This is a genomic window from Acinetobacter sp. CIP 51.11 (assembly GCF_000369665.1).
Taxonomy (GTDB): Bacteria; Pseudomonadota; Gammaproteobacteria; order Pseudomonadales; family Moraxellaceae; genus Acinetobacter; species Acinetobacter lwoffii_S.
Genome location: NZ_KB850129.1, coordinates 257415 through 279233, shown reverse-complemented (window position 1 = coordinate 279233; position 21819 = coordinate 257415). Strand labels below are relative to the sequence as shown.

At 39.1% G+C, this 21819-nt stretch carries 16 protein-coding genes; 10 read left to right on the top strand and 6 right to left on the bottom strand.

Translation table 11 applies throughout. The features are described 5' to 3' along the window. Window positions 1-68: 68 nt before the first annotated feature. Genes icmH through tssH form a run of 4 tightly spaced genes read right to left on the bottom strand, consistent with a single transcriptional unit; the run spans window position 69 to window position 6084 of the window. Window positions 69-881, bottom strand: a complete 813-nt coding sequence (gene icmH / locus F894_RS05085) for a type IVB secretion system protein IcmH/DotU (RefSeq protein ID WP_005107023.1) — start codon at window positions 879-881, stop codon at window positions 69-71. A gap of 8 nt (window positions 882-889) precedes the next feature. Next, a complete protein-coding gene (tssK, locus tag F894_RS05080; protein WP_005107022.1) occupies window positions 890-2254 on the bottom strand; it encodes a type VI secretion system baseplate subunit TssK in 1365 nt (454 codons plus the stop codon). An 8-nt stretch (window positions 2255-2262) separates the two neighbouring features. Beyond that, entirely contained in the window at window positions 2263-3366 is a 1104-nt protein-coding gene (gene tssA, locus F894_RS05075; protein WP_005246479.1) for a type VI secretion system protein TssA, read from the bottom strand. 51 nt (window positions 3367-3417) lie between these two features. Continuing rightward, window positions 3418-6084 carry a type VI secretion system ATPase TssH gene (gene tssH, locus F894_RS05070; RefSeq protein ID WP_005246476.1) on the bottom strand — a complete coding sequence of 889 codons (2667 nt, stop codon included), beginning with the start codon at window positions 6082-6084 and terminating at the stop codon, window positions 3418-3420. Window positions 6085-6431: 347 nt separating this feature from the next. Here tssH and F894_RS05065 point away from each other — a divergent pair, with 347 nt between their 5' ends. The 10 genes from F894_RS05065 to F894_RS05020 all read left to right on the top strand — a co-directional run bounded on the left by F894_RS05065 (window position 6432) and on the right by F894_RS05020 (window position 19248). Further along, window positions 6432-7115 (top strand): hypothetical protein, encoded by a 684-nt coding sequence (locus tag F894_RS05065; protein ID WP_005246473.1) that lies wholly within the window; start codon window positions 6432-6434, stop codon window positions 7113-7115. A gap of 14 nt (window positions 7116-7129) precedes the next feature. Continuing rightward, complete coding sequence (tssB, locus tag F894_RS05060) at window positions 7130-7639, top strand: type VI secretion system contractile sheath small subunit (RefSeq protein ID WP_034438150.1); 510 nt, start codon at window positions 7130-7132, stop codon at window positions 7637-7639. Further along, window positions 7626-9107, top strand: coding sequence for a type VI secretion system contractile sheath large subunit (tssC, locus tag F894_RS05055; protein WP_005246468.1), 1482 nt, complete (start codon window positions 7626-7628; stop codon window positions 9105-9107). Before tssB ends, tssC begins: the two co-directional genes overlap by 14 nt. A 51-nt stretch (window positions 9108-9158) precedes the next feature. Next, window positions 9159-9662: an Hcp family type VI secretion system effector gene (locus F894_RS05050; RefSeq protein WP_005107016.1), complete on the top strand. Its 504-nt coding sequence runs from the start codon at window positions 9159-9161 to the stop codon at window positions 9660-9662. A 75-nt stretch (window positions 9663-9737) separates the two neighbouring features. Next, on the top strand, window positions 9738-10229 hold the full coding sequence (tssE, locus tag F894_RS05045; protein ID WP_005246466.1) for a type VI secretion system baseplate subunit TssE: 492 nt from the start codon (window positions 9738-9740) through the stop codon (window positions 10227-10229). Continuing rightward, the gene (gene tssF / locus F894_RS05040) at window positions 10226-12034 is read left to right on the top strand and encodes a type VI secretion system baseplate subunit TssF (RefSeq protein WP_005246464.1); all 1809 of its coding nucleotides are present in this window, start codon (window positions 10226-10228) and stop codon (window positions 12032-12034) included. Before tssE ends, tssF begins: the two co-directional genes overlap by 4 nt. Next, window positions 11998-12993, top strand: a complete 996-nt coding sequence (gene tssG, locus F894_RS05035) for a type VI secretion system baseplate subunit TssG (protein ID WP_005246461.1) — start codon at window positions 11998-12000, stop codon at window positions 12991-12993. The genes tssF and tssG overlap by 37 nt, the downstream gene beginning before the upstream one ends. After that, window positions 12990-14429, top strand: a complete 1440-nt coding sequence (locus F894_RS05030) for a hypothetical protein (RefSeq protein ID WP_005246460.1) — start codon at window positions 12990-12992, stop codon at window positions 14427-14429. Before tssG ends, F894_RS05030 begins: the two co-directional genes overlap by 4 nt. A gap of 34 nt (window positions 14430-14463) precedes the next feature. Beyond that, on the top strand, window positions 14464-18297 hold the full coding sequence (gene tssM, locus F894_RS05025; protein WP_005246458.1) for a type VI secretion system membrane subunit TssM: 3834 nt from the start codon (window positions 14464-14466) through the stop codon (window positions 18295-18297). Between the two features lie 189 nt (window positions 18298-18486). Continuing rightward, entirely contained in the window at window positions 18487-19248 is a 762-nt protein-coding gene (locus F894_RS05020) for an OmpA family protein (RefSeq protein WP_373886122.1), read from the top strand. 122 nt (window positions 19249-19370) lie between these two features. Here F894_RS05020 and F894_RS05015 read toward each other — a convergent pair whose 3' ends face one another. Next, window positions 19371-20705: an ISNCY-like element ISAba32 family transposase gene (locus F894_RS05015; RefSeq protein WP_005246454.1), complete on the bottom strand. Its 1335-nt coding sequence runs from the start codon at window positions 20703-20705 to the stop codon at window positions 19371-19373. Window positions 20706-21013: 308 nt separating this feature from the next. Next, complete coding sequence (locus tag F894_RS05010) at window positions 21014-21814, bottom strand: SDR family oxidoreductase (RefSeq protein ID WP_005246451.1); 801 nt, start codon at window positions 21812-21814, stop codon at window positions 21014-21016. Window positions 21815-21819: the final 5 nt, after the last annotated feature.

Sequence of the window (21819 nt, the reverse complement as noted above, 5' to 3'; positions counted from 1 at the left end):
TTTCCAACGGCGTCATTTTTTAAGTCTTTATTTTTATAAGTGTCCATCATATTTATTTGAAAATTGAGTTAGGGTAAATGAATCGTAATATAGGCTTGTTCAGCAGGCGCGCTAATCAAATTTTGATATTGAGAAAAAACAGCAGCTTGTTCTGTTGACAAGGCATATTTAAAAACCACAAAGCTGATCACGGCAAATAATAATAAAAATATCAGAATCCAGAAAAATGGTAATTCACGATGGATAATATGTCGGATTTGATCTGGAATTGCTGAAAAAGGAGAAAAAGCAACTTTTTTACCCTTGAGATAATCAATCTGATCTCCGATACGAGCAATCAGACTATTTAAATGCTCAATAGATTCAATTCGATATTTTCCATGGAAGCCCAATAAAAGGCAATAATGATATACCTCTAATACTGCCAGACGTTGCTTATCTTTATGGCGTATTTCTTCCAGATATTCAAAGAAGCGATAACCTGCAAGTTGTGAACCAAAAAGGCTTAACTGCAAGGGACTGATCATCCAGGAATTTTGCAGATCAAAAAATCGCTCATCCTGTTGGGTGACAATTGTTTCATCTATTAAAGCGCAATAGGCATATTTTGCATCTTGAATATCTTCAGCTGAAAATTGCATCTGGCGTGCCTGATGTTCAAAACTTTTCAACATCTCCAGAATTTTTTCACGGAAAGACTCTATATTTACAGGGACATAGTGATTTTTTAACAGGAAAACAATATAGAAGCCGTCATGCAGTAAATCTACCAGACTATTCGTAGAGGTAGGGTAGGTTTCTACAGGTTGCATGGCTGTATAATCTACTCCGATTTGATCGCCATCAAAGAGTGAAAGAGGAGTGTTGGAGATTGTATTCATTAATATTTTTATCCATTCATGACAGCAATAAGTTCAATCGCGATATCCTGAAAGCCATTCGGGATATAAACACAAATCGATTCTGAATCCAGCATGCGCTGATACAGTTCATTATTGGGTTCAATCTCAAAATAATGAACGCCGGAACGTACCGGAATTGCAGTAGGCACCTGCATGAGATGCTGAACGGGTACAGCCGGTAAAGCTGCAACCACGCGTTGTTCTACATCTATAGTACTACCAATTTTAAAACGGATCGGAACATAGGCAATCAAGTCATGTGCAGGCATAACACTACTTGATACAGCAAGATATAACCGCGTATTGTGACTGATCTTATCGGTCTCCAGACTGCCAAACCAATAGGATGGGCGAGTTTCTTTTAAGCTGATACTGATATATCGATTCGAAATAATTGTATCGAGTAAATCTCTGAGAATAATATCCAGCTGATTGAAGCTGTCGTATAGATGATGATGCTGATACTGCGGCAATTGATCAATGTCATAGGCTGTTGAAAAGGTAAGTAGGGAACCACTGAGTCTTAAAAGTTCCGCATATAGCCGTTCCGGATGAATTTGTGGATACTGCAAAATATGATTTAAGGTTGCATAAGCAGTATTTAAGGCATTCACCAGCCAGAAAGAGACAATATCCCCAGAACGAAATTCAATCAGTTTCTGTTCGTTTTCACGGTTATTGGATTGAATCGTTTTAATCTTGGCCCGGATGATATTCAAAGTTCGCTTTAAATTGTCTAGCAGATATTCACAGGCCTGAATATGTAAAATTGGAGGAATGAATTTATGATCAAAAATAAAATTTCCAGAACTTTGTCGTTTGATTTGAGCAACCGGAAGATATAAATAACCATCCAGAGGCTGCTGAGGTTCTTGGCCAACTTCAAAAAGTTTAAATTCTGCCCGACGGCGTAACAGGGTGATCTCTGCAGTAGTGGCATCGGTGAATAAATCATGGGTCGAGATTAAATGTGAGTGATAACGACTAGATTGAGTGTTTTCGACATGACTTACATTTTGCTTGTTCGGCTGTAGCATTGGCAAAGCCAAATAAATTTGCATTTCACCACGCAGGTTTAAGGTATCCAGTTGTACAGGTTCTGGTAATAAATCCTGTGCAGGCGCCTGATAAATTTCACCATCTTGCCAGATCATTTCAATTTTACTTAATGCCAATATATGCATATTGAATTGAGCTTCATCAAATTGAATGGACTGGATCCCGTGAGCAAAAGGAAATGTCGCCCGAATCATATGACTCAAGCGTTGCTCATGATAGGCATCCTGTAATTGAAAATGTTGCGGTCTTAAAAATAGACCTTCGCCCCACAGTACTTTTTCTGCTTTAAACATTTTAATATTTACCACTCATTCTTGGATTCATCATTGGCATATATACCCAGTAATTCATGTACGTTTTCGATCGGATTCTCGTTCTTGATTACTTGAGCCAGCCATTCATGTAATGGCATCTGACTCCATTTAATCGTCTTTTGCAGCATGTAGCTCACTGGACTATGCGGTTCATGAGATTGAAAATATCGAGCGATGTCTTGTAATAACTGCATGGCCTGTTGACGGTTGGCCAGATGGTTTTGGGCTTGAGGTCGAAATTCTTGTATATTTTCAGGCGAGGTATTCATCACTATTATTTCAGGTATTTTGAGAGTGCCGAATTGCGGTGTATTTATTTGATCCTGAGATATTGAAGAAATATCAGTTTTATAAATGCGCTTAATACTGGAGAAGATCGATTCAAGTTGAGAATCTGTGCTCGCGTAACTCGGTGCATCCGGGCCCAGCAAAAGATCCAGTGTATTTTTAAGGCGTTGCCATTGTTTCTGAATTTCCTGAAAATATAGTTCATTCTGGTTTAACACTGTTTGAGGAGTCTTCAGCAACAATTGCTCAAAATACTCCAAGTCCTGAACAGCATTATATTCAGAAGAATCATCTTGCTGCTGTTTGAGCTGTATATTGCGCTGATGCAGTAATACCTCATAATCGCTTAAACTATAAAAAGGTGCAGAACTGACCAAAGGCACCTGTTTCATCAGCGTTGGCAGTTGCGCAATCAAACCTTTTAATAATCCCAAACGCTGATCAAGATCATCCTCTTCGATTTGGGGATGTAAGGTTAACCAATATCGCTCAAGGCTTTGCTGGGTCAACTCTAACCCTCTGACAATCCCTTCAAAACCATAGAAATGACTCCAAGCCTCTATGAGCCAGCTATATAGGCGTATATCCTTGGTTTTTTCAGTTAATAATTCAATTATTTTATCGTGTACAAGTTGCCAATTGGCCTGTTTCGGTTCCGAGACCCAGTCACCCTGGTCCAATAAAGGATCATCGCGAGTTCTGGCCTTTTTAATCACATGAAAATCATTTGAAAATGAAAAATCCATGCCACAGGGCTGATCGGCTGAAATACTTTTCAATAAATATTCAAATTCCAGACTCATATTTATTCCAACTATTATATTTTATTTATTATTAGCTTTAATTTACTTCTACTAGGCAGCATCTACTTTACTGTTTTTAGACCGTACTTTTGGTGCTATTTTAACTTTAGGATCTACGCTATAAAAAATTTCATCATTCTTGATCTCAATATGAATCAGTTTAGGGAGCTTTTCCTCACTCATGACCGTCAGTATTTCTGTAGCCAAAGCAGGTAATACTGAAGCATTTAAAATATGATCAATATTGCGCGCACCGCTATCTACTTCTGTACATCGGCTGAGTAGAAGTTCGAGCAAGTCCTCACTATAAGTAACCTGCGTGGCATATTGCTGCTGAATACGTTGGGTAATTTTCCCCAGTTTATGCTGAATGATCTGGATCAATAGCTCATCATGTAAAGGATAATAAGGCACAATTTGCATACGCCCTAAAAATGCCGGTTTAAATTGCTGATACAAACTTGGTTTGAACAGTTCAATTAAGCTTTTTGCATCCGGCCAGTTTTCGACGGGTTGATTTACACAAGCCTGCATAATGGCACTGGAGCCAACATTGGAGGCCAACAGGATTGTCGTATTTTTAAAATCAATTAGACGGCCTTCACCATCTTCCAGCATTCCTTTATCAAAGACCTGATAAAATAATTCCTGCACATCAGGATGAGCTTTTTCGATTTCATCTAATAAAACCACGCTATAAGGATTACGGCGTACCGCTTCAGTCAAAATGCCTCCTTGACCATAACCGACATAACCTGGAGGAGCACCTTTTAAGGAAGATACGGTATGAGCTTCCTGATATTCCGACATATTTATCGTGATCAGATGTGATTCTCCTCCATACAATTCTTGAGCCAAGGCCAGGGCAGTTTCAGTTTTCCCCACACCACTTGGGCCAAGCAATAAAAATACACCTTGCGGTTTATTCGGATCATCCAGTTTTGCTTTAGATGTCTTAATACCTTGGACCAGTTGATGCAAAGCAAAGTCCTGACCCATTACACGTTGCGATAATTTATCTTGTAATTTTAATACCTGTCGGATTTCATCATTCATCATTTTACCTACTGGAATTCCGGTCCAGTCAGAAATGATCTGATTAATCATAGGGACTGTTACACGTTCAAACACGAGTGGGTTATCAGCCTGAATCTGAGACAAACATCGCTGTAATACTTTAATTTTATTTTTATTTTCAATTTTTTTGGATTGAATCTGTAATAATTTTATTTCCTGAACCAATTGAAGTTCTTGCTGCCATTGCTGTTCTACCTGAGAAATCTCTTGTTCCAAATTTGAAATATTTTTTGATAATTCAATTAAAAGTGTCTGATGACACGGAAAATTTTGATGCTCCTGATTTAAAATCTCATGTTCTAGCCGAAAATTATGCAGTTGTGCCTGTAACTGTTCTAACTTTGCAGGTTGCGCATTCTGGCTCAAGGCAACCCGTGCCGCGGCTGTATCCAATACACTAATGGCCTTATCCGGTAATTTCCGTCCACTGATATAACGATGTGAATTACGCACCGCAGCAGTAATTGCTTCATCATCAATCTGCAACTGAAAATGCTGAGTCATGAGCGGAATCATGGCGCGCAACATATTAATTGCGACTTCTTCATTAGGTTCTTCTACCTTTATCACCTGAAAACGACGGCTGAGCGCAGCATCTTTTTCAAAATATTGTTTGTACTCCGCCCATGTAGTCGCGGCGATGGTACGCAGTTCTCCTCGTGCCAAAGCTGGTTTTAACAGATTGGCAGCATCATTCTGACCAGCCTGACCACCTGCACCAATCAGCGTATGGGCTTCATCAATAAACAAGATAACAGGATAACTGCAGGACTGAACTTCTCGAATAATTTGCTTCAGGCGATTCTCAAACTCGCCTTTTACACTCGCACCTGCTTGTAATAAGCCCAGATCCAATACATGAAGTTCTACATTTTTGAGTACATCAGGTACTTGATTATTCACAATTTTCAGGGCTAATCCTTCTACCACAGCTGTCTTACCGACTCCCGGGTCGCCGGTGAGTATTGGATTGTTCTGACGACGGCGCATCAGGATATCCAGCATCAAACGGATTTCAAACTCACGACCGATCACCGGGTCGATTTGGCCTTGGCGTGCTTTTTCAGTTAGATTAATAGTGTATTGATCAAGTGCCGATGTTTTATTTAATTTTAGCTGTGCGTTAGGTGAATCTTCTTTTACCTTAGTAAGCTGAGAATAGCTCATATTTTCAATACTTTGCTCACAGAACTCTAAAAATCGGTGCTTCAAATGATCAATTGGAAGCTGCTCAAATAAAGTAGAAGCACGAATTGTCATTTGATATAGATCAGGCGCAGTGAGCAGGGCAACCAGTAGATGTCCGCTGCGGATCATCGGATTTTGCTCTGCTGAAGCCAAAAGCCCGGCATGTTCTAATACACGAATAATGGATTTGGCAAAGATAGGTGTACGAGAATTTCCTTTAGTCATTTGCTGAATACTCTGATTCAGATCATGGGTGAGATCATCTTCGGAAATTTCATATTTTTTGAGCAATAGTTTGAGATCATTCAAGTCTGGTTGCTGTAGCAACTCTAAGAAAAAATGCTCAATTTCGATTTCATAATTTTGCTGTGTGATGCAGAAATTCGCTGCCTTCTCAAGGCATAGGCGTGCATGTTCAGATAATTTTGTAATCAAAATTTTTAAATTACTCATATTTTTCTCTTTGAGAATATACAGCCTGATATTTTTGAAATTTATAGCTATATATTTCTTATTATTAAATTTATTTTTATTTATTTAGTTTTTTCTATGAGCGATGAGGATATTTTGGCTCAAGATTTTTGGCATATTCTACTCAAGTTTCTCCAAATGTCTGCATTCATTGGTCGGAATCTTACTATTTTTAAAATTACATAAAATATTTAACAAAAACGCATTTATGTATTGACTTTCTGTGATCATTTTTTGTTAAATCCGCAACTAGCTTTTTAAATTATAAAAACAGAAAAATCATTTTGATTATAAAAATATAAAACAATAACTAAAAATTGAGGCTTATTTTGAAAAATAATCTAGGTTTTATTGTATTGCTCATCTCAGGGATGGCGCAGCTATGTTTTGCTCAAATCCATGCAGCAGAATTAAAAAAATCATGTATCAAGAGCTATCCACAAGCAAAAAATGATACTGATTCAACTGTCATTGATTTATACCAGCAGTTGTGTGACAAGACAGCAAGAAAAAATATTCTGTTTCAGCAGCAGTTGTCTACCCAAATTGCCAAACGCTATGTTGAAGTAGGTGATCACCTGAAAGCACTCAATTTAATCGAGCAATTACATCAGCAAAATTATACTCATCAAGATTTAACTGATCTAGAATTCCTGGCAGGAGTCGGGATATCTTCCCAAAGTCTGGAACAGATGCGTAGTACAGAAGTCCGTGCCTTAAATGACTCTACCTATCCACAAGCCAAGTCGCTAAGTGAACATATTTATCTGGCACAGCCTGTAGCAAAATTTTCTGCATCTGCCTTAATGACAGCGCGGAACTCAAAAGTAAAACAGACTAAAAATAAACCAAATATCCCAGTAAAACAACACCTAAGTCAAAATAAAAATAAAGCATCGAAAAGCAATCTAAAAAATAATACGGCTGCTATGAGTAGTAAAAAAACAGAAAGTATCAGTACACGAACCCACACTCCTAGTACTAATCCATTTGGATCATTAAATAATAATTAATAAGGAAAATCATGATGGCTAAGCGTGAAAGTGTACAAAAAAAATTACAGCGTATTCGACCACCACGTGTGCAATTGACCTACGATGTTGAGGTCGGTGATGGCCGTGAAATTAAAGAATTACCCTTTGTGGTAGGGGTTTTGGGAGATTTTTCAGCAGCATCGGAACTTGAAAAAACCAAGCTCAAAGATAAAAAATTTATCAATGTAGACTTGGGAAATATTGATGAGGTGATGCAGTCTCTGGCGCCTCGTGCCAGTTTTCAGGTGGAAAATAGTTTGACTGAAGAGAGTGGCACAATATCAGTAGATTTGGTTTTTAATGCGATGGATGATTTTCGGCCAGAACAGGTAGTCCAACAAGTCGAACCTTTGCGAAAACTGGTAGAAGCACGAGAGCGTTTAACTGATTTACGCAATAAAATATCCAATAATGAACGTCTAGAAGGTTTACTGGATGATATTTTAAAAAATACCGACCAAATTCGTAAAATGAGTATGGAGGCAGACAATGAATCACTCTAATGCTGCAACTAGCACAGATATTGCTATTGAAGGATATTCAATTCTGGACTCTATTGTTGAACGTAGTCGAATTGCGCGTAATGAAGAAGAACATGGTCGTGCCAAGAGTCTGATTGGTGAACTGGCCAAGGAAGTCATGGCCGGTACCGTTATAGTTTCAGACAATATGACCTTGGCTTTAGATAAACGCATTGCAGAAATTGATGCGCTTATTTCTACCCAGCTGAGCAAGATCATGCATCACGAGCAGTTTCAAAAAGTCGAATCCACCTGGCGAGGGCTGTATTACTTTTGTCAGGAAACGCCCTCACACTCTTTAATCAAGATTCGGATGCTGAATACGACTAAAAAAGAACTGATTAAAGATTTTCAGAGTGCCAGTGACTTTGATCAAAGTACGCTATTTAAAAAAATCTATGAAGAAGAATATGGTTCATTTGGCGGTGCGCCTTATGCGACCCTGATTGGTGACTTTGAGTTTGATCGCACACCTTCAGACCTGTATTTGCTCGAACAGATTTCACATGTCGCAGCAGCGGCACATGCACCGTTTCTCTCAGCGGCAAGTCCTTCCATGTTCGGACTGGAAACTTTTACCGATATTGATCGCCCACGCGATGTGTCCAAAATTTTTGAAACAGCGGAATATGTGCAATGGCGTTCATTCCGGGAAAGTGATGATGCCCGTTATGTGGCATTGACCATTCCACGAGTATTAGGCCGTTTACCTTATCATCCTAAAGATGGCAATACGACAGCAGACTTTAACTATGTAGAAGAAGTTTCAGGTGAAAATCATAATGAATACCTGTGGATGAATGCCGCTTATGCTTTGGGCACACGTTTAACCAACGCCTTTGATATGCATGGTTGGTGTGCTGCGATTCGTGGGGTTGAGGGTGGCGGTTTGGTCGAAGGTCTGCCAGTGCATACCTTTAAAACCAATGATGGGGAAGTCATATTTAAATGCCCGACTGAAATTGCGATTACGGACCGTCGTGAAAAAGAACTCAGTGATCTTGGCTTTATTCCATTAGTACATTGTAAAAATACCGATTATGCTGCGTTCTTCGGCGCCCAATCTACCCAAAAACCAAAGAAATATAATAACGATATTGCCAATGCCAATTCTGCATTATCCAGTCAGATACAGTACATTATGGCAGTCTCACGAATCGCTCATTATTTAAAGGCAATGATGCGAGATAAGGTAGGAAGCTTTGCATCTGCAGGAAATGTCGAAGCATTTCTAAACGACTGGCTGTCTCAATATGTACTTTTGGATGACGGTGCTTCACAGGAAGCCAAAGCACAGTATCCACTGCGTGAAGCTTCGATAAAAGTTGTAGAAAATCCGGATGAACCTGGACACTACAAATCTGTGGTCTTTTTGAGACCGCATTTTCAGTTAGACGAGTTGTCTGTATCTTTACGACTGGTCACTGAGTTACCGCAGTCGAGTCATTAAGACCGCTGCTAAAATTATAATAATATTTATAACAACAGGAAAATTATTAAAATGAAAGACATTTACATCCAGTTTCGCGGCAAATATAAAGTTGATGGTGAATCTCGTGATTCGGAACATAAAAGCTGGCTAGAAGCAAATTCTTGGTCGCACAACATTCGTCAGCCAAAATCTGCAACATCTTCTAGTGTAGGCGGCCATACTGCAGAACGGGTTGAACATTCCGACATGATTTTTATGAAAGATCTGGATGCAACCAGCCCAAAACTTTGGGAAGCATGTTCAGCAGGTTATACCTTCGATGAAGTACAAATCGATTTTTATCGTGCTAATGGTGATAAACGCGTTAAATACCTGCAAATTAAATTAAAACATGTGCTGGTTTCTCAGGTCACTCCAACCGTAAATCAAGAAGGCGTTCCAACAGAAGCTTTTGGTTTGAAATATGCAGCAGTTGAGTGGACGTATAATCAGCAAGATATTAATGGTACACAAAAGGGTGCCGTGACCAAGAAATGGTCATTATCAAATAATACTGCTTCTTATGCAGCGTAATTTGATCTTTTAGAGGTTGGTCTTGATCAGCCTCTCTGATATTTATAAAAATAAATAAAATTAGACTATAACAATATGAATTTGGATCAGCTTTATCCTTACGGATTTAGAACAACATTATTTGACCGTCTATTGTCTCAGGATATTCAATGTTCTCAAGGCCTTTCTTTACAGGCTTTGAGAGAGTCAGTGGCTGCCGATCTGGAAGATTTATTAAATAGCCGTATGGTTAATCTGGATGCGATGGTTAATGGTTATGATCAGGTCAAACGTTCAATTCTTCAATTTGGCATCATTGATTTTGTGGGGCTCTCAACAGCGAATCCAATGGAACGGGATAAAATCTGCCGCTCGATTGAACAGTCTATTCACGCGCACGAACCTCGTTTAAAGCAGGTTAAAGTCGAGATGCTGATGGATGAGCATAACAGGGGAAGTCTGTGTCTCAGTATTCATGCATTCTTAAATATTTATCCCCTATATGAACCGGTAATTTTTGACGCATTCCTCAAGCCTACTACGCAACAATACGTAATTTTGTCTAAAACATCAGCAGGTGTGCTGTGATCGAAGAATTATTACCTTATTACGAAAAGCAATTACAGGAATTTGGGCAACAATCACGAGAGTTTGCCAATAAATACCCAAAAATTGCCCAACGCCTTTCGTTGAATCAAGAGCAGATTGATGATCCGCATATCGAAAGACTGATTCAGGCATTTTCCCTGATTTCTGCCCGGATCGATAAGAAACTTCACGATAGTTATGAAGTATTTACACGTGCTATTTTTGAGGTGATGTTTCCACAGTACCTTAAACCTTTTCCAGCATGTTCAGTGGTCAGTTTTGACGATGCCATTAAAATCCGACAGCTTAAAAGTAGCCAGCAGATTCCCAAGCAAACTGTATTAAAATCAAAAAGTATCCGTGGGGTACAGTGTGAGTATCGTACGACAAACCAGGTTAATTTATTACCAATCGCCTTAAAATCTGTTAATTTTAAAACGCATGCTTCGACTCATGTTCATTTAAATCGAAATGCAACCTTGAGCTTTGGTATTGAAATTTTTAACCAGCAGCAGCGACTGTTGGAACAACAAAAATTACCTATTTATCTGGATGCAATTTCCAGCTTTCCATTGCAAGTACTAGATTGTATTTTTAAGCCAGAGACTGGTTTTTCTGTAATAGTACAGAATCAAGAGATTGATATTCAAAATCCATTTGAACTAATGGGATTTACTGAAGCGGAAAGTGCGCTCCCAGTTGATCAACATACTCATCATGCCTATCGTTTATTAATCGAGTATTTTTGCTTTCCAGAAAAATTTAATTTTCTTAACCTCAATCTGAGTTTTTTAAGAGAATTAAATATAGAAACCGCAGAATTTGAGCTACACATTCATTTTAAAATAAATCTGAATGATCAAGCTATGATCAGAAATTATTCAGAATTAAATAGCGCTAATTTCAAATTATTTGCGACACCAGTTATAAATTTATTCCCTAAACAGGCTGAGCCACAAAAAATTGATCATCTGCGCCTGGAATATTCATTAATAAGTGATGTACATCATCCTGAATATTTTCAGGTATATGCGATCACCGAAATGAAGTTATTGAGAGAGAAACGCGAGAACAGTCAAAAAACTTATCCCGTATTACATTTTTTTGCCATGAGTCATTATCATCAGGCTGATGCTCAATTTTATTATCACCTGTTGCCCGAGCAAAGTAATACCAAGCATACAGAACTGAAATATTCGATTATTTCCAAATTTTTAGAACCACAGAAAATTTCATCAGACTTTATCAGTATGCAGTTGTTATGCAGCAATCGGGATTTACCTTATGAAAGTTATAACAAAGATCAGAATAACTTATCTCTCAATGACAATAGTTTGGCACGTAAAGCCATATTATTAAAAAGACCCAATTTACCTTATTGTTTTGATCAAAAGCAGCAAGAACAGTGGCGAATTATCTCGCATTTATCATTGAATAATCTTTCTTTAATGAAAGCAAATGCAGTCAGTCACATTAAGGAATTACTTGAACTGTATAACTTGCCGCAATCCAAAGACAACCGGCTAATTATTAATTCAATTCAATCGATCCAGTTTTCTCTGAGCCAGAAGTTGCGTGAGCATAAACCATTTCCACTTTTTGTACGGGGTGTCAAAGTTGAAATCCAGATCGATCCAGAAGTCTTTAGAGGAGCCAGTCTGTATATCTTTGTGCAACTTTTAAATCATATTTTTAATTTGAAAGTTCAAATGAATAGTTATGTGGATATGCACGTCATAGATTCAAAGTCAAAACAGGAGTTATACCAATGCATACAGAATGTTGGTGGCAAAAGGCTTCTGTAGTTGATCGGCTCTTTCAGCAGCCGACCAGCTTTGAATTTATTCAAGCCACGCGATTATTAAGACATGCACCTGCACGGAACAGACATCAAGGATGGAGTAAATCATTTGAATTTATTAGTTCACTCAATCTTAATTTTCCAACTTCTGAAATTGAATCATTGCAATGTCAAGATCATAAAGTTCAGATGACCAATTTAATCGTGGGGTTGACTGGCGTACAGGGCGTATTGCCTTATATCTATACACATAAAATTAAACAGAGTACCGGGGCACACCGAGAAGAAAGCTTACACTTTCTCGGACTGTTTAATCATAAATTGTCTGCACAATATGTCGATGCCTGTCTGAATTATCATTTACCACTGCGTTATGAAATTGAGCATGAAAATCATTATCTAAACATGCTTCATGCTTTGAGTGGCTATAGCGGTCAACAACATGAACAGCAACCTATAGATGACTATTTTGCTGAGTTTTCAGGCTTGATGCAGGGGCAAAATAATACCCATTATGCGTTAAGCAGCATATTGTCTTGTATTTTTAAATATCAATTTAAGATTAATGAGTTTATTCCGGAAAGCTTTCAACTGGATGATCAGCAAAAAAGCGGTTTGGGAGCTTTGCAACCAGTTTTACTGGGAATCAACAGCTTCTGTGGAGAGACCATTCAGCAAATTGATGAAAAAATTGAAATCGTCATTGGTCCATTAAAACGTGAAGACTATATAAATTTTTTATCTGAAGGAATACATAGCGCCAAATTGAAACAGTTACTTCAAACCTGGTGTAGCCCGACCATGTTAGTGGATCTTCGGTTGATTCTAGACAAAGATGAATTATGCCCAGCCCAACTTGGAGAAGTACATTCGATGGGGCTAGCCAGAGGAGCTTTATTAATGCTGAATCCGGCAATCCACAATGCGGAAACCTGCTATAGCCTGATAGGAAAAATGTCATGATTAAGCGTATTATTCAGACTTTTATAGTTTTATCCGTTTTAAACAATGTTCTTGTCATTTATTACTGGCGAGATACTCAATACGATCCATCAAATATTGATTTCCTATTATATTTTGGCATTTTACCTTTGTTAATTTGCTTGTTGTTATTAACACCTTATTTTATTTATAAAGCTGTAAAATCCTATAAACAAAGACAGCAAGAACAAAAGGATAGGGCTCATAAATCTCTTCAAGCACAACAGCAAGAATTAGAAAATAAAGAAGAATTGGATCAAGCGATTGAGGATTACACGCTCAATATTTTTTCAGCTGCCGCTTGGCACAGTTTTGGCGAAAATGCAGAGATCTTGCAGCACATGAAGCAGTTCAAGAGTCCTGAGCTGGACTCAGAACTGCTAAATCGTTTTGGTCTACCTATATTGACATATCGCATTCATTCTGTGGACCGCTTACTTGAAGAAAACAGAACTAATGAAGAAATGCTTCCGACATTACGGGAACAACGAATTCAACAGTTGATTCAACAACAACTCCAACAGCATGAAGAAAGTCTGAGCTTAATTTCGGAACAGTTAAAACGTTCAGCACTATTTTATGATCACGAACTGGCTTATCAATATCGAATGCATCCGGGATGGATACAGGAAAACTACTGTGAAGATGAAGAAAATATTGCCTCTAATCCAACAGCAGCAAGTCGATTAAATAGGCTGAATCTGCATATTTTATTGGTGGATCATATGACTGGGGATTGGAGTGATCTCTATCAAGAGCAGCTTATAAGTCAAATTCAACAACAATATGCATTGCTGCCTGCCCAAATTCATATCGAGTTTCATTTCCTGTCTGCTGATCGTGCTTATTCAGCGTTACTAGATTTAGTACAGGAAATTTCAGGTCAATCACATGAGATCAGCTTGATCATTATGGCGGATTCTGAAATTGATCAGGATTGTCTGGATCAGCAATTTTGGCAAAATGAAGAGTATATTGCTGCAGAATATACTGCCAGCTGGTGTTTATCCGCACATGATTTAGAGGTTGAGGGGATGATGCCTTCACGAATATTGACTCTCAGCAAGTACGTCACTGACCTATATGCGTACTTGGGTCAGAATCAGGTTGATCTGTCCTATCAGCTGGAACAGGCACATCCTTTTTTAGTTTTCTTAGATGAAGCCACTCAGTCTAAAACAATGAAAATAATACAAGAAAAATTTACTAATATTGATTTTGAGCCGGAGCATACCATTTATCCTCAAAGCTATTTGGGGCATACCCAACAATTGGCAGCAGTTTTTGCAGCGATGATGTCATCATATCTATACGACAATGTCATTACAATAAGCTATAGCACACAACAAGAATCAAGCTATTTATGTTTTAAAAATAAAGAAAGTGATCAACTGAATGAAATCTCATTAGTAGCCTAACTATTTATAAAAATTAAAGAAGAAAGAGATAAAAGTGAATACATTATTTTATACAGTCCTGGGGTATGTCTGGCAGTACATTAGCAACCCTAAAACAATGATGGCCTTATCCTTTTTAGTGGTCATTATTTCTATAAAAAATACGGTTTCTGATCGCATTTTCTGGATATTGCTGACCGTCTATGTCGCCATATTAATAGGCTGGGGGATTTATACACTTATCCGGTGTTATCTGCATACTAAAAAGGGTGAAGAAATCGAGACTGCCTTATCTCAAGGTTTTGCAGCTGAAAGCAAATACAATAATAAAGAAGAACTTCAGCAGATCAGTCAGCAAGTCAAACAATCTATTCAGTTGATTCGTAAGTCAAAATTAGGCGATCGTAAGGGTCACGCGGCACTGTATGAACTTCCTTGGTATATGGTCATCGGTAACCCGGCGGCTGGGAAAAGCTCGGCGATTTATCATTCCGGTTTGCGGTTTCCTTTTGAAGAAACTCATCAGAAAATGGTCTCTGCCGGACTTAGCGGAACTCGAAACTGTGACTGGTTTTTTTCAACTCAGGGTATTTTCCTGGATACAGCCGGACGCTATTCAGTCTACCCGGAGGACCATTCTGAATGGTTAGGCTTTTTAAATATTCTCAAGAAAAATCGTTCTAAAGCGCCCGTAAATGGTCTTATTGTGATCGTAAGTATCGCTGAGTTGGTCAATCAAAGTCCGGAGAAATCTCTACAACTGGCCAAGAACCTGCGTGCCCGTATTCAAGACCTGACTGAACGTCTAGAAGTTTTTGCGCCAGTTTATTTGGTATTTTTCAAGATGGACCTGATTGCCGGCTTCACGGAATTTTTTGATTGTTATCAAGGACAAGAATTGGATCAGGTTTGGGGCGCAACGTTGGCTTATCAACCAGACTCGAGTGAAAATGCTGTTCAGCTATTTGAAAAGCATTATGGCATTTTATATGAGGGTCTGAAAAATGTAAGTATGACCCATTTAACCCGTCGGCATTCACAGCATATTTCACCCAGTGTAATGACCTTTCCACTGGAATTTAAGAGTCTCAAACCGGTATTAAGAACCTTTATTTCCACTTTATTTCAAGACAATCCTTATCAGTTTAAACCGGTTTTTCGTGGATTTTATTTTACCAGCGCCTTACAGGAAGGCTCCATTGAAAGTCCAATGACAGAACAGATTGCTGAGGACTTTCATCTGATCCGCAGCGATAATCATGATCTTGGCCTGTCTAAAGAGTCTGTATCACAGAATCATGGTTATTTTCTGAAAGGTTTATTTTCTGAAGTGATTCTTAAAGATAAAAATCTGGTGAAGCAGCATATTAATCCGGCACGAAAACGCCGACGCTTTATGGCTTTTACTGGTGCTTTACTTACTGTATCGATGGTGTTGAGTCTGTGGGTGTGGTCTTATCGAAATAATCAGCAATTAATGGAAGAAGTTCAGGCGGACCTGAATAAGGTCGTACAGATGCAGAAACAGTCAGGAACGGAGCTGGTCACACAAATCGATGCATTATTAATTTTGCAAGCTCATCTACAACAGTTAGATCAATTTGATCAGAAGCGCCCATTAAAATACAGTTTTGGTCTATATCAAGGACAACAGATCAGGGAGAAACTGCAAGCTGAATATTTGAAAGGAATTGAGCAATTAGTATTGCAGCCCAGCCAGCAAAATATTGCAGAATATCTACAACGGGTAAAAAGCAATGCAGCAGTTCTTAAAGAAAATCATATTCATGTGCAAATTAATCCGACTGCACAAGTTCAGCAACTCGCATTAGAACCATCTGACCAAAATCCGCAAGATGCTTATAATGCACTTAAAACATATCTGATGTTGAGTAACCGTAAATCTATAGATTCCAGTCATCTCAGCGATCAGTTGACACGTTTTTGGCGGACTTGGCTGGATCAGCATCGTGGTCAGCTGCCACGTGCTGAAATGCTGCAAAAGGCCGAGCAGTTACTTAGCTATGCCATGACACTGACAGATTCGAGTTCATTTCCCCAGCTGGATTCCGATACTGTTCTGGTTGAACAGACTCGCCAGGTTTTAACCGCGATGATGACCGGAGTGTCTGCACGAGATCGTGTATATAACAAAATTAAAATGCGGGCTTTGGTACGTTTTCCTGCATTAACGATCAAACAGATGGTCGGGGAGAATGCTCAGACAACCATGTTGGGAAGTTATGCCTTACCCGGTTTTTATAGCTATCAAGCCTGGAACGAATATGTACAACCTGCCATAGAAACCGCGGCGCAAAGCCCAACTGAAAGTAAAGATTGGGTACTTAATACATCACAGTCTGATGATTTGAGTTTTAGTGGCAGTCCTGAACAAATTCGACGCCAGCTGACTGAAATGTATAAAAAAGAATATATCAGCGAATGGCGTAAATTCTTGGGTGCCATTTATTATGCCAAGGCCGGTGACTTTAATCAGCAAACATATCAGATAGATATTCTTGGCGAACCAGAAAACTCACCGATTCGTAAAGTCATACAACGGGTAGCGCAAGAAACCAGCTGGGATAATCCAATGGTACAAGCTGAGTTGGCGGTTCCACAAAAAGGTTTTATTGCCTGGTTTAAACGCAAGATATTGCAACGTCATGATGGCAAGTTGGCACAGAATTCTGCATCGACTTTCTCTCAGGGGATGATTGCCAAAGACTTTCAGATCTTCTACCAGATTGTACGTACACGAGATGATTTGCAGAACCGGTCGCTGCTGGATGAGTATATGCAATCTCTGACCAAGATACGGAGTCGCTTTAATGATCTAAAAAGTTCTGGAGATATTGGTCCGGCGAGCATGATGCTCCTTAAGCAGACCGTTGATGAGCAGAATTCTATCTTTAATATCACTCAAAAGTTTGTGGATGAGAAAATGTCGGTAGGAACCCATGAGCTGGATCAACAGCTGATTAAAAAGTTGTTTAGTGTTCCTCTAACACGTTCCTTTGAAAGTCTGATGCTTCCGGCACAAGCTGAAATGAACGAACTCTGGCTAATACAGGCCTATCAACCATTTAATGCAAATTTATCGCAAAAATATCCGTTTAGCAGTCAAGGTAGCTTACAGGCAACCTCTCAAGAAATTAATCAGATTTTTGGTGAAAATGGCAGTATTTCCCGTTTTGTCAAAGAGCATCTTGATCCCTTAGTGATCCGTCGTGGCTATAGCTTAAGCTCGAAAACCTGGCAAGATTTAGGGCTTAATCTAAATCCTGTGTTTGTTGCAAACTTTCAAAATTATGTCGCGCCTGTGAATGGTATGGCAACTGGTGAGTTAAATAATACCAGTCGTCAGGCAGTGAGCCCCAATCAATCTAATTTCCAGTTTTACCCACTGGAACAGGCTCATTTATTGGCTTATACCATTGATATTGATGGACAAAGAATGCTGTTTGAAAACGGAATTCAACAATGGGTGAATTTTATCTGGCCAAATTCCGGCGCAATTCCAGGCGCACGGATTACGGTGATTGATTTGGAAGGGAAGACCCATACCATTTTTGATGAGCCTGGGGAATATGGAATCAACCGTTTGATTGATAGTGCTCAGCGTACACAAAAAGGCAATATTTTTGAGATGGTCTGGCGCAGTAAAGAGAATCCTGAACTATTTGTGAAGACCAATTTTCGTTTGGTGAGTGGGAATAATGCAAGTTCTATCGGAAGTAATCCAAGTTATAGCAATTTGCAGTTGGTGGATCAGGTTGTTTCGAATAAAGTAGTGAGAGTTGTCGCAGCACAGAATACGATGATGTCAGGAAAAACAGCTCATACAACTAGGACGACTGCTGCAAACACAGGAACTTCAATGCCATGACCTTGATCAATCAATTATATTGTAAATGGATCACGTGGGTGAATTGATATGAATTAAAAACAACTAATTTTAATGTAGAAAATAACTCAAGGTTGGCGACACTAGAATAGTCTTTAACTGCAAATCAGATGAGCCTGACTCAAGGCATTAAATTGATTAAATAAACATTTATAGAAGCATAAAATGAAAATAAAAAATAAATACTTAAAGTTAAATAAAATCATCATTTTATCCTGTTTTTCAATTGGTTTTAATGTGCATGCACAACCTGTAATTGCTGAAGGTACTGTATCGAATAACAATAGCAAGCAAGCTATTTTGGCGAAATTATATTCAACTTATGGTAAGGAAAATGTGGTGGATCGCATTCAGATCCGCCAAGTAGTGGCACCAACGAATTGGTCGAATATAGTCATTGATGTGATTAATGAAGACCTTAAAAAGGTTAAACAGGGAACCTTAACGGTTAAAGGTTCTGATATTCAGCTAACGGGTAAAGTATCAAATTCTTATGAAATTCAGGATACTACAGAGAAATTTAAGGGTTTAACACCCGAAAATTACCGCTTAAATGCACAGCTTTCAGTCAATCAGGCAGAACAGCAGATTATTGATGCTGCATTAAAGAACCGGACTATTGAATTTGAATCTGGCAGTGCAGTATTAGCAGCCTCAGGTATACAAATTCTGGATGAAATGGTCACTGCCTTAAATAAGGTTAGTGGAAAAAAGATACGTATTATTGGACATACGGATAGTTCAGGCGATCCTTATAAAAATCTTATGTTAAGTCAGCAACGTGCAGAAGCAGTGAAAGCTTATTTAATCGCAAAAAATGTTCCAGCGCATTTACTGAGTACTAAAGGTTCAGGTTCAAGTAAGCCTATGGCGGAGAATACAACAGCTGAGGGTCGCAAGAAAAATCGTCGGATTGAATTTGAAGTGCTTTAACGCTGAAGTTGCTTGAGCAGCAGCTATAAAAGTATATGGTGAATGACTTATATGAGTATATCAATCATTGTTATTCACCAATTAAAATGTCTATGCGATAAACCATTTAAAATGTCCTGTTTTTAACCACAAGAGTCAAGCACAGGATTTAACTTTCTTTGTTCAATAACAGCTTTCTGAGCTTTACGACTCGGCATACTTTTCTTGAGACGGGAACGTTTATTCTGTTTTTCCAACTCTTCATGCTGTTGCTGAATATGTGCCAGAACTGTACCTAACCGTTTATTCTCAACGATCTCATTCTGCTGTAGCCCAGCCAGTTTATTGAAAATGCTGTAGTTGAGCTTTCGTCCCTCGTGCATGAGGGCCACAGTCCCATCCGGGTACTCCAGAAATGAAATATATTGCCCAACAAGCTTATCATTCAGCTCTATCGGTTCAAGCAGATAAATACATTTGTCATAGGTCAGGGTCAGATTCTTGGTGACCTTACGCGGTTCCTGCCAGGTAAAAATATCATCCAGTTCAAGATGAGATTCGGTTAATGGCCGATGTAAATTCTTTGAGTTTCGCGCACACTTGGCAAACTTCTGATTGAAATGCTCAATAAAGCAGGGCAGCCAGGCATTTGCCTCGGCAATTGAACAGATACCTTCTAGGCGCATTTCCTTGATCAGGCGATCCTGGAGTGTTCTATTGGCACGTTCCACACGGCCTTTGGCCTGGGGTGAGTTGGCGAAGATAATATCAATGTTTAACTCATTCAGAATCCGCCCAAATTGCGTGATCTGGCTATCTTGGCTCGATTTCTGATTCACTCGGAATACCGAGTGTTTATCGCTATAAAACGCTAAAGGCTTGCCGTATTGCTCAATGTAGGCTCGGGTTGAAAGCATATAATCAAAGGTCGTTTCAGCCTCACAAAAGCGCAGATGCAACAGCTTTCCAGTGGCGTCATCGATATAAACCAGCAAGCAGCATTTGGAAGCTCGACCTTCAAACCAGTCATGATATGAGCCATCGATCTGGATCAGCTCACCGAAGCAATCACGGTTGTATCGAGGCTGATATGGACGTTTCAGGCGCTTGGATCGAGGAATCCAGAGGTCATTTGCAGTCATCCAGCGACGAACCGTTTCTACCGGGATATGCAGGCCAAACATGCTGCTGAGCTTCTCATGAGCCAATGTAGGACCAAAGCCAAGTAAATGTTCAGAAATAATGGAAAGACATTCTGATTTTAACAGGACGTCATGGCGACGATGACCCGGTTGACCACGACTGGCATGTGCCATACCTGAGACACCATCTTGATTGAGCTTCTGCAATAACCGGGTAATTTGACGGGTGGAAAGATTCAGGATTTTAGCAGCACGGACCTGGGTAATACGATGATCTCTAACGTCTTGCAGAACTGCAAGACGTTGAATTTCTTTATCAGACATAGTGATCAGCATTTATATTTTATATCCAGTCCATGGTGATAAAAACCATCATAAACCAGACATTTTTATTGGTGAGAATATAGACACTTTAAATGGGTTCTAACAACACTATTTCGTATAATGTATATTATGTTAAATAATATATCTACGACAGCACTCTTACAAAGTTATTGTCCATAAAAGTTAATTTTGAAATTTACAGCGGAAATTAGAGCTAAAAATAAAACTTGATTATTAGCTTGATTGAATTAATCAGTCCAGTCCAATAAAACTGGGCTGATAGTTTATTGTGGGATGATAGCGGATTACCAAAACCAAAGCTATCTTCGATCAGCATATCTATAAATAGTATTCAGATCTTTTTCAATCGAACCAGAAACAATATTGGGTAAAACCTGATTCATCTTAACAAAGATCTTTTCAGGGTAGCCAACCTGATAGGACTGACAGTCTTTCTGTAAAAAATGATAAAACTCTTGTGCGACAAAATCAGGATCATCCATTTTAGTGCCCAGTGCCTGATTCATCTCTGTAACATTTGCATCATTCATCTCCGTGATCGTTGCCCTTGGTGAAAAATAACGAAATTGAATTGAGGTCTTTGCATACTCACGTGCAAGCGCTTCGGTGGCACCGCGCAGAGCAAATTTGCTGGCGCAATAACTTACATAACCCGGATAGCCAATGCTACCGAAAGTAGAACCGATATGAATGATCTGGCTCGGCTGATTCTTTGACATCAGTGGAATCATTCCCTGCACCAGTTGCAAGGGATAGACCACATTAATCAGCATCATCTGTTCCATCATTTCCTGTGACTGCTGTGAGAACAGACTGAAATCATTGATGCCGGCATTATTGATGTAATAGTGGATTGGGGTATTCAATGTGGCCAGTGCATGAATCAGCTCGTCACGGCTCTGCTGCTCGGCCAAGTCACAGCAGATCCCTTGCAGTTGTATATTCGGATAACGCTGCGCCAGTTTTTCACCTAATTTTCGTAAAGTCCGTTCATTACGTCCGACCAGAACCAGATTCAGGCCATTTTTCCCAAGAATATCGGCAATGGCCTGACCAATGCCACCGGTCGCACCTAGAAGAACTGCTGTTAAATTGGACATAGATC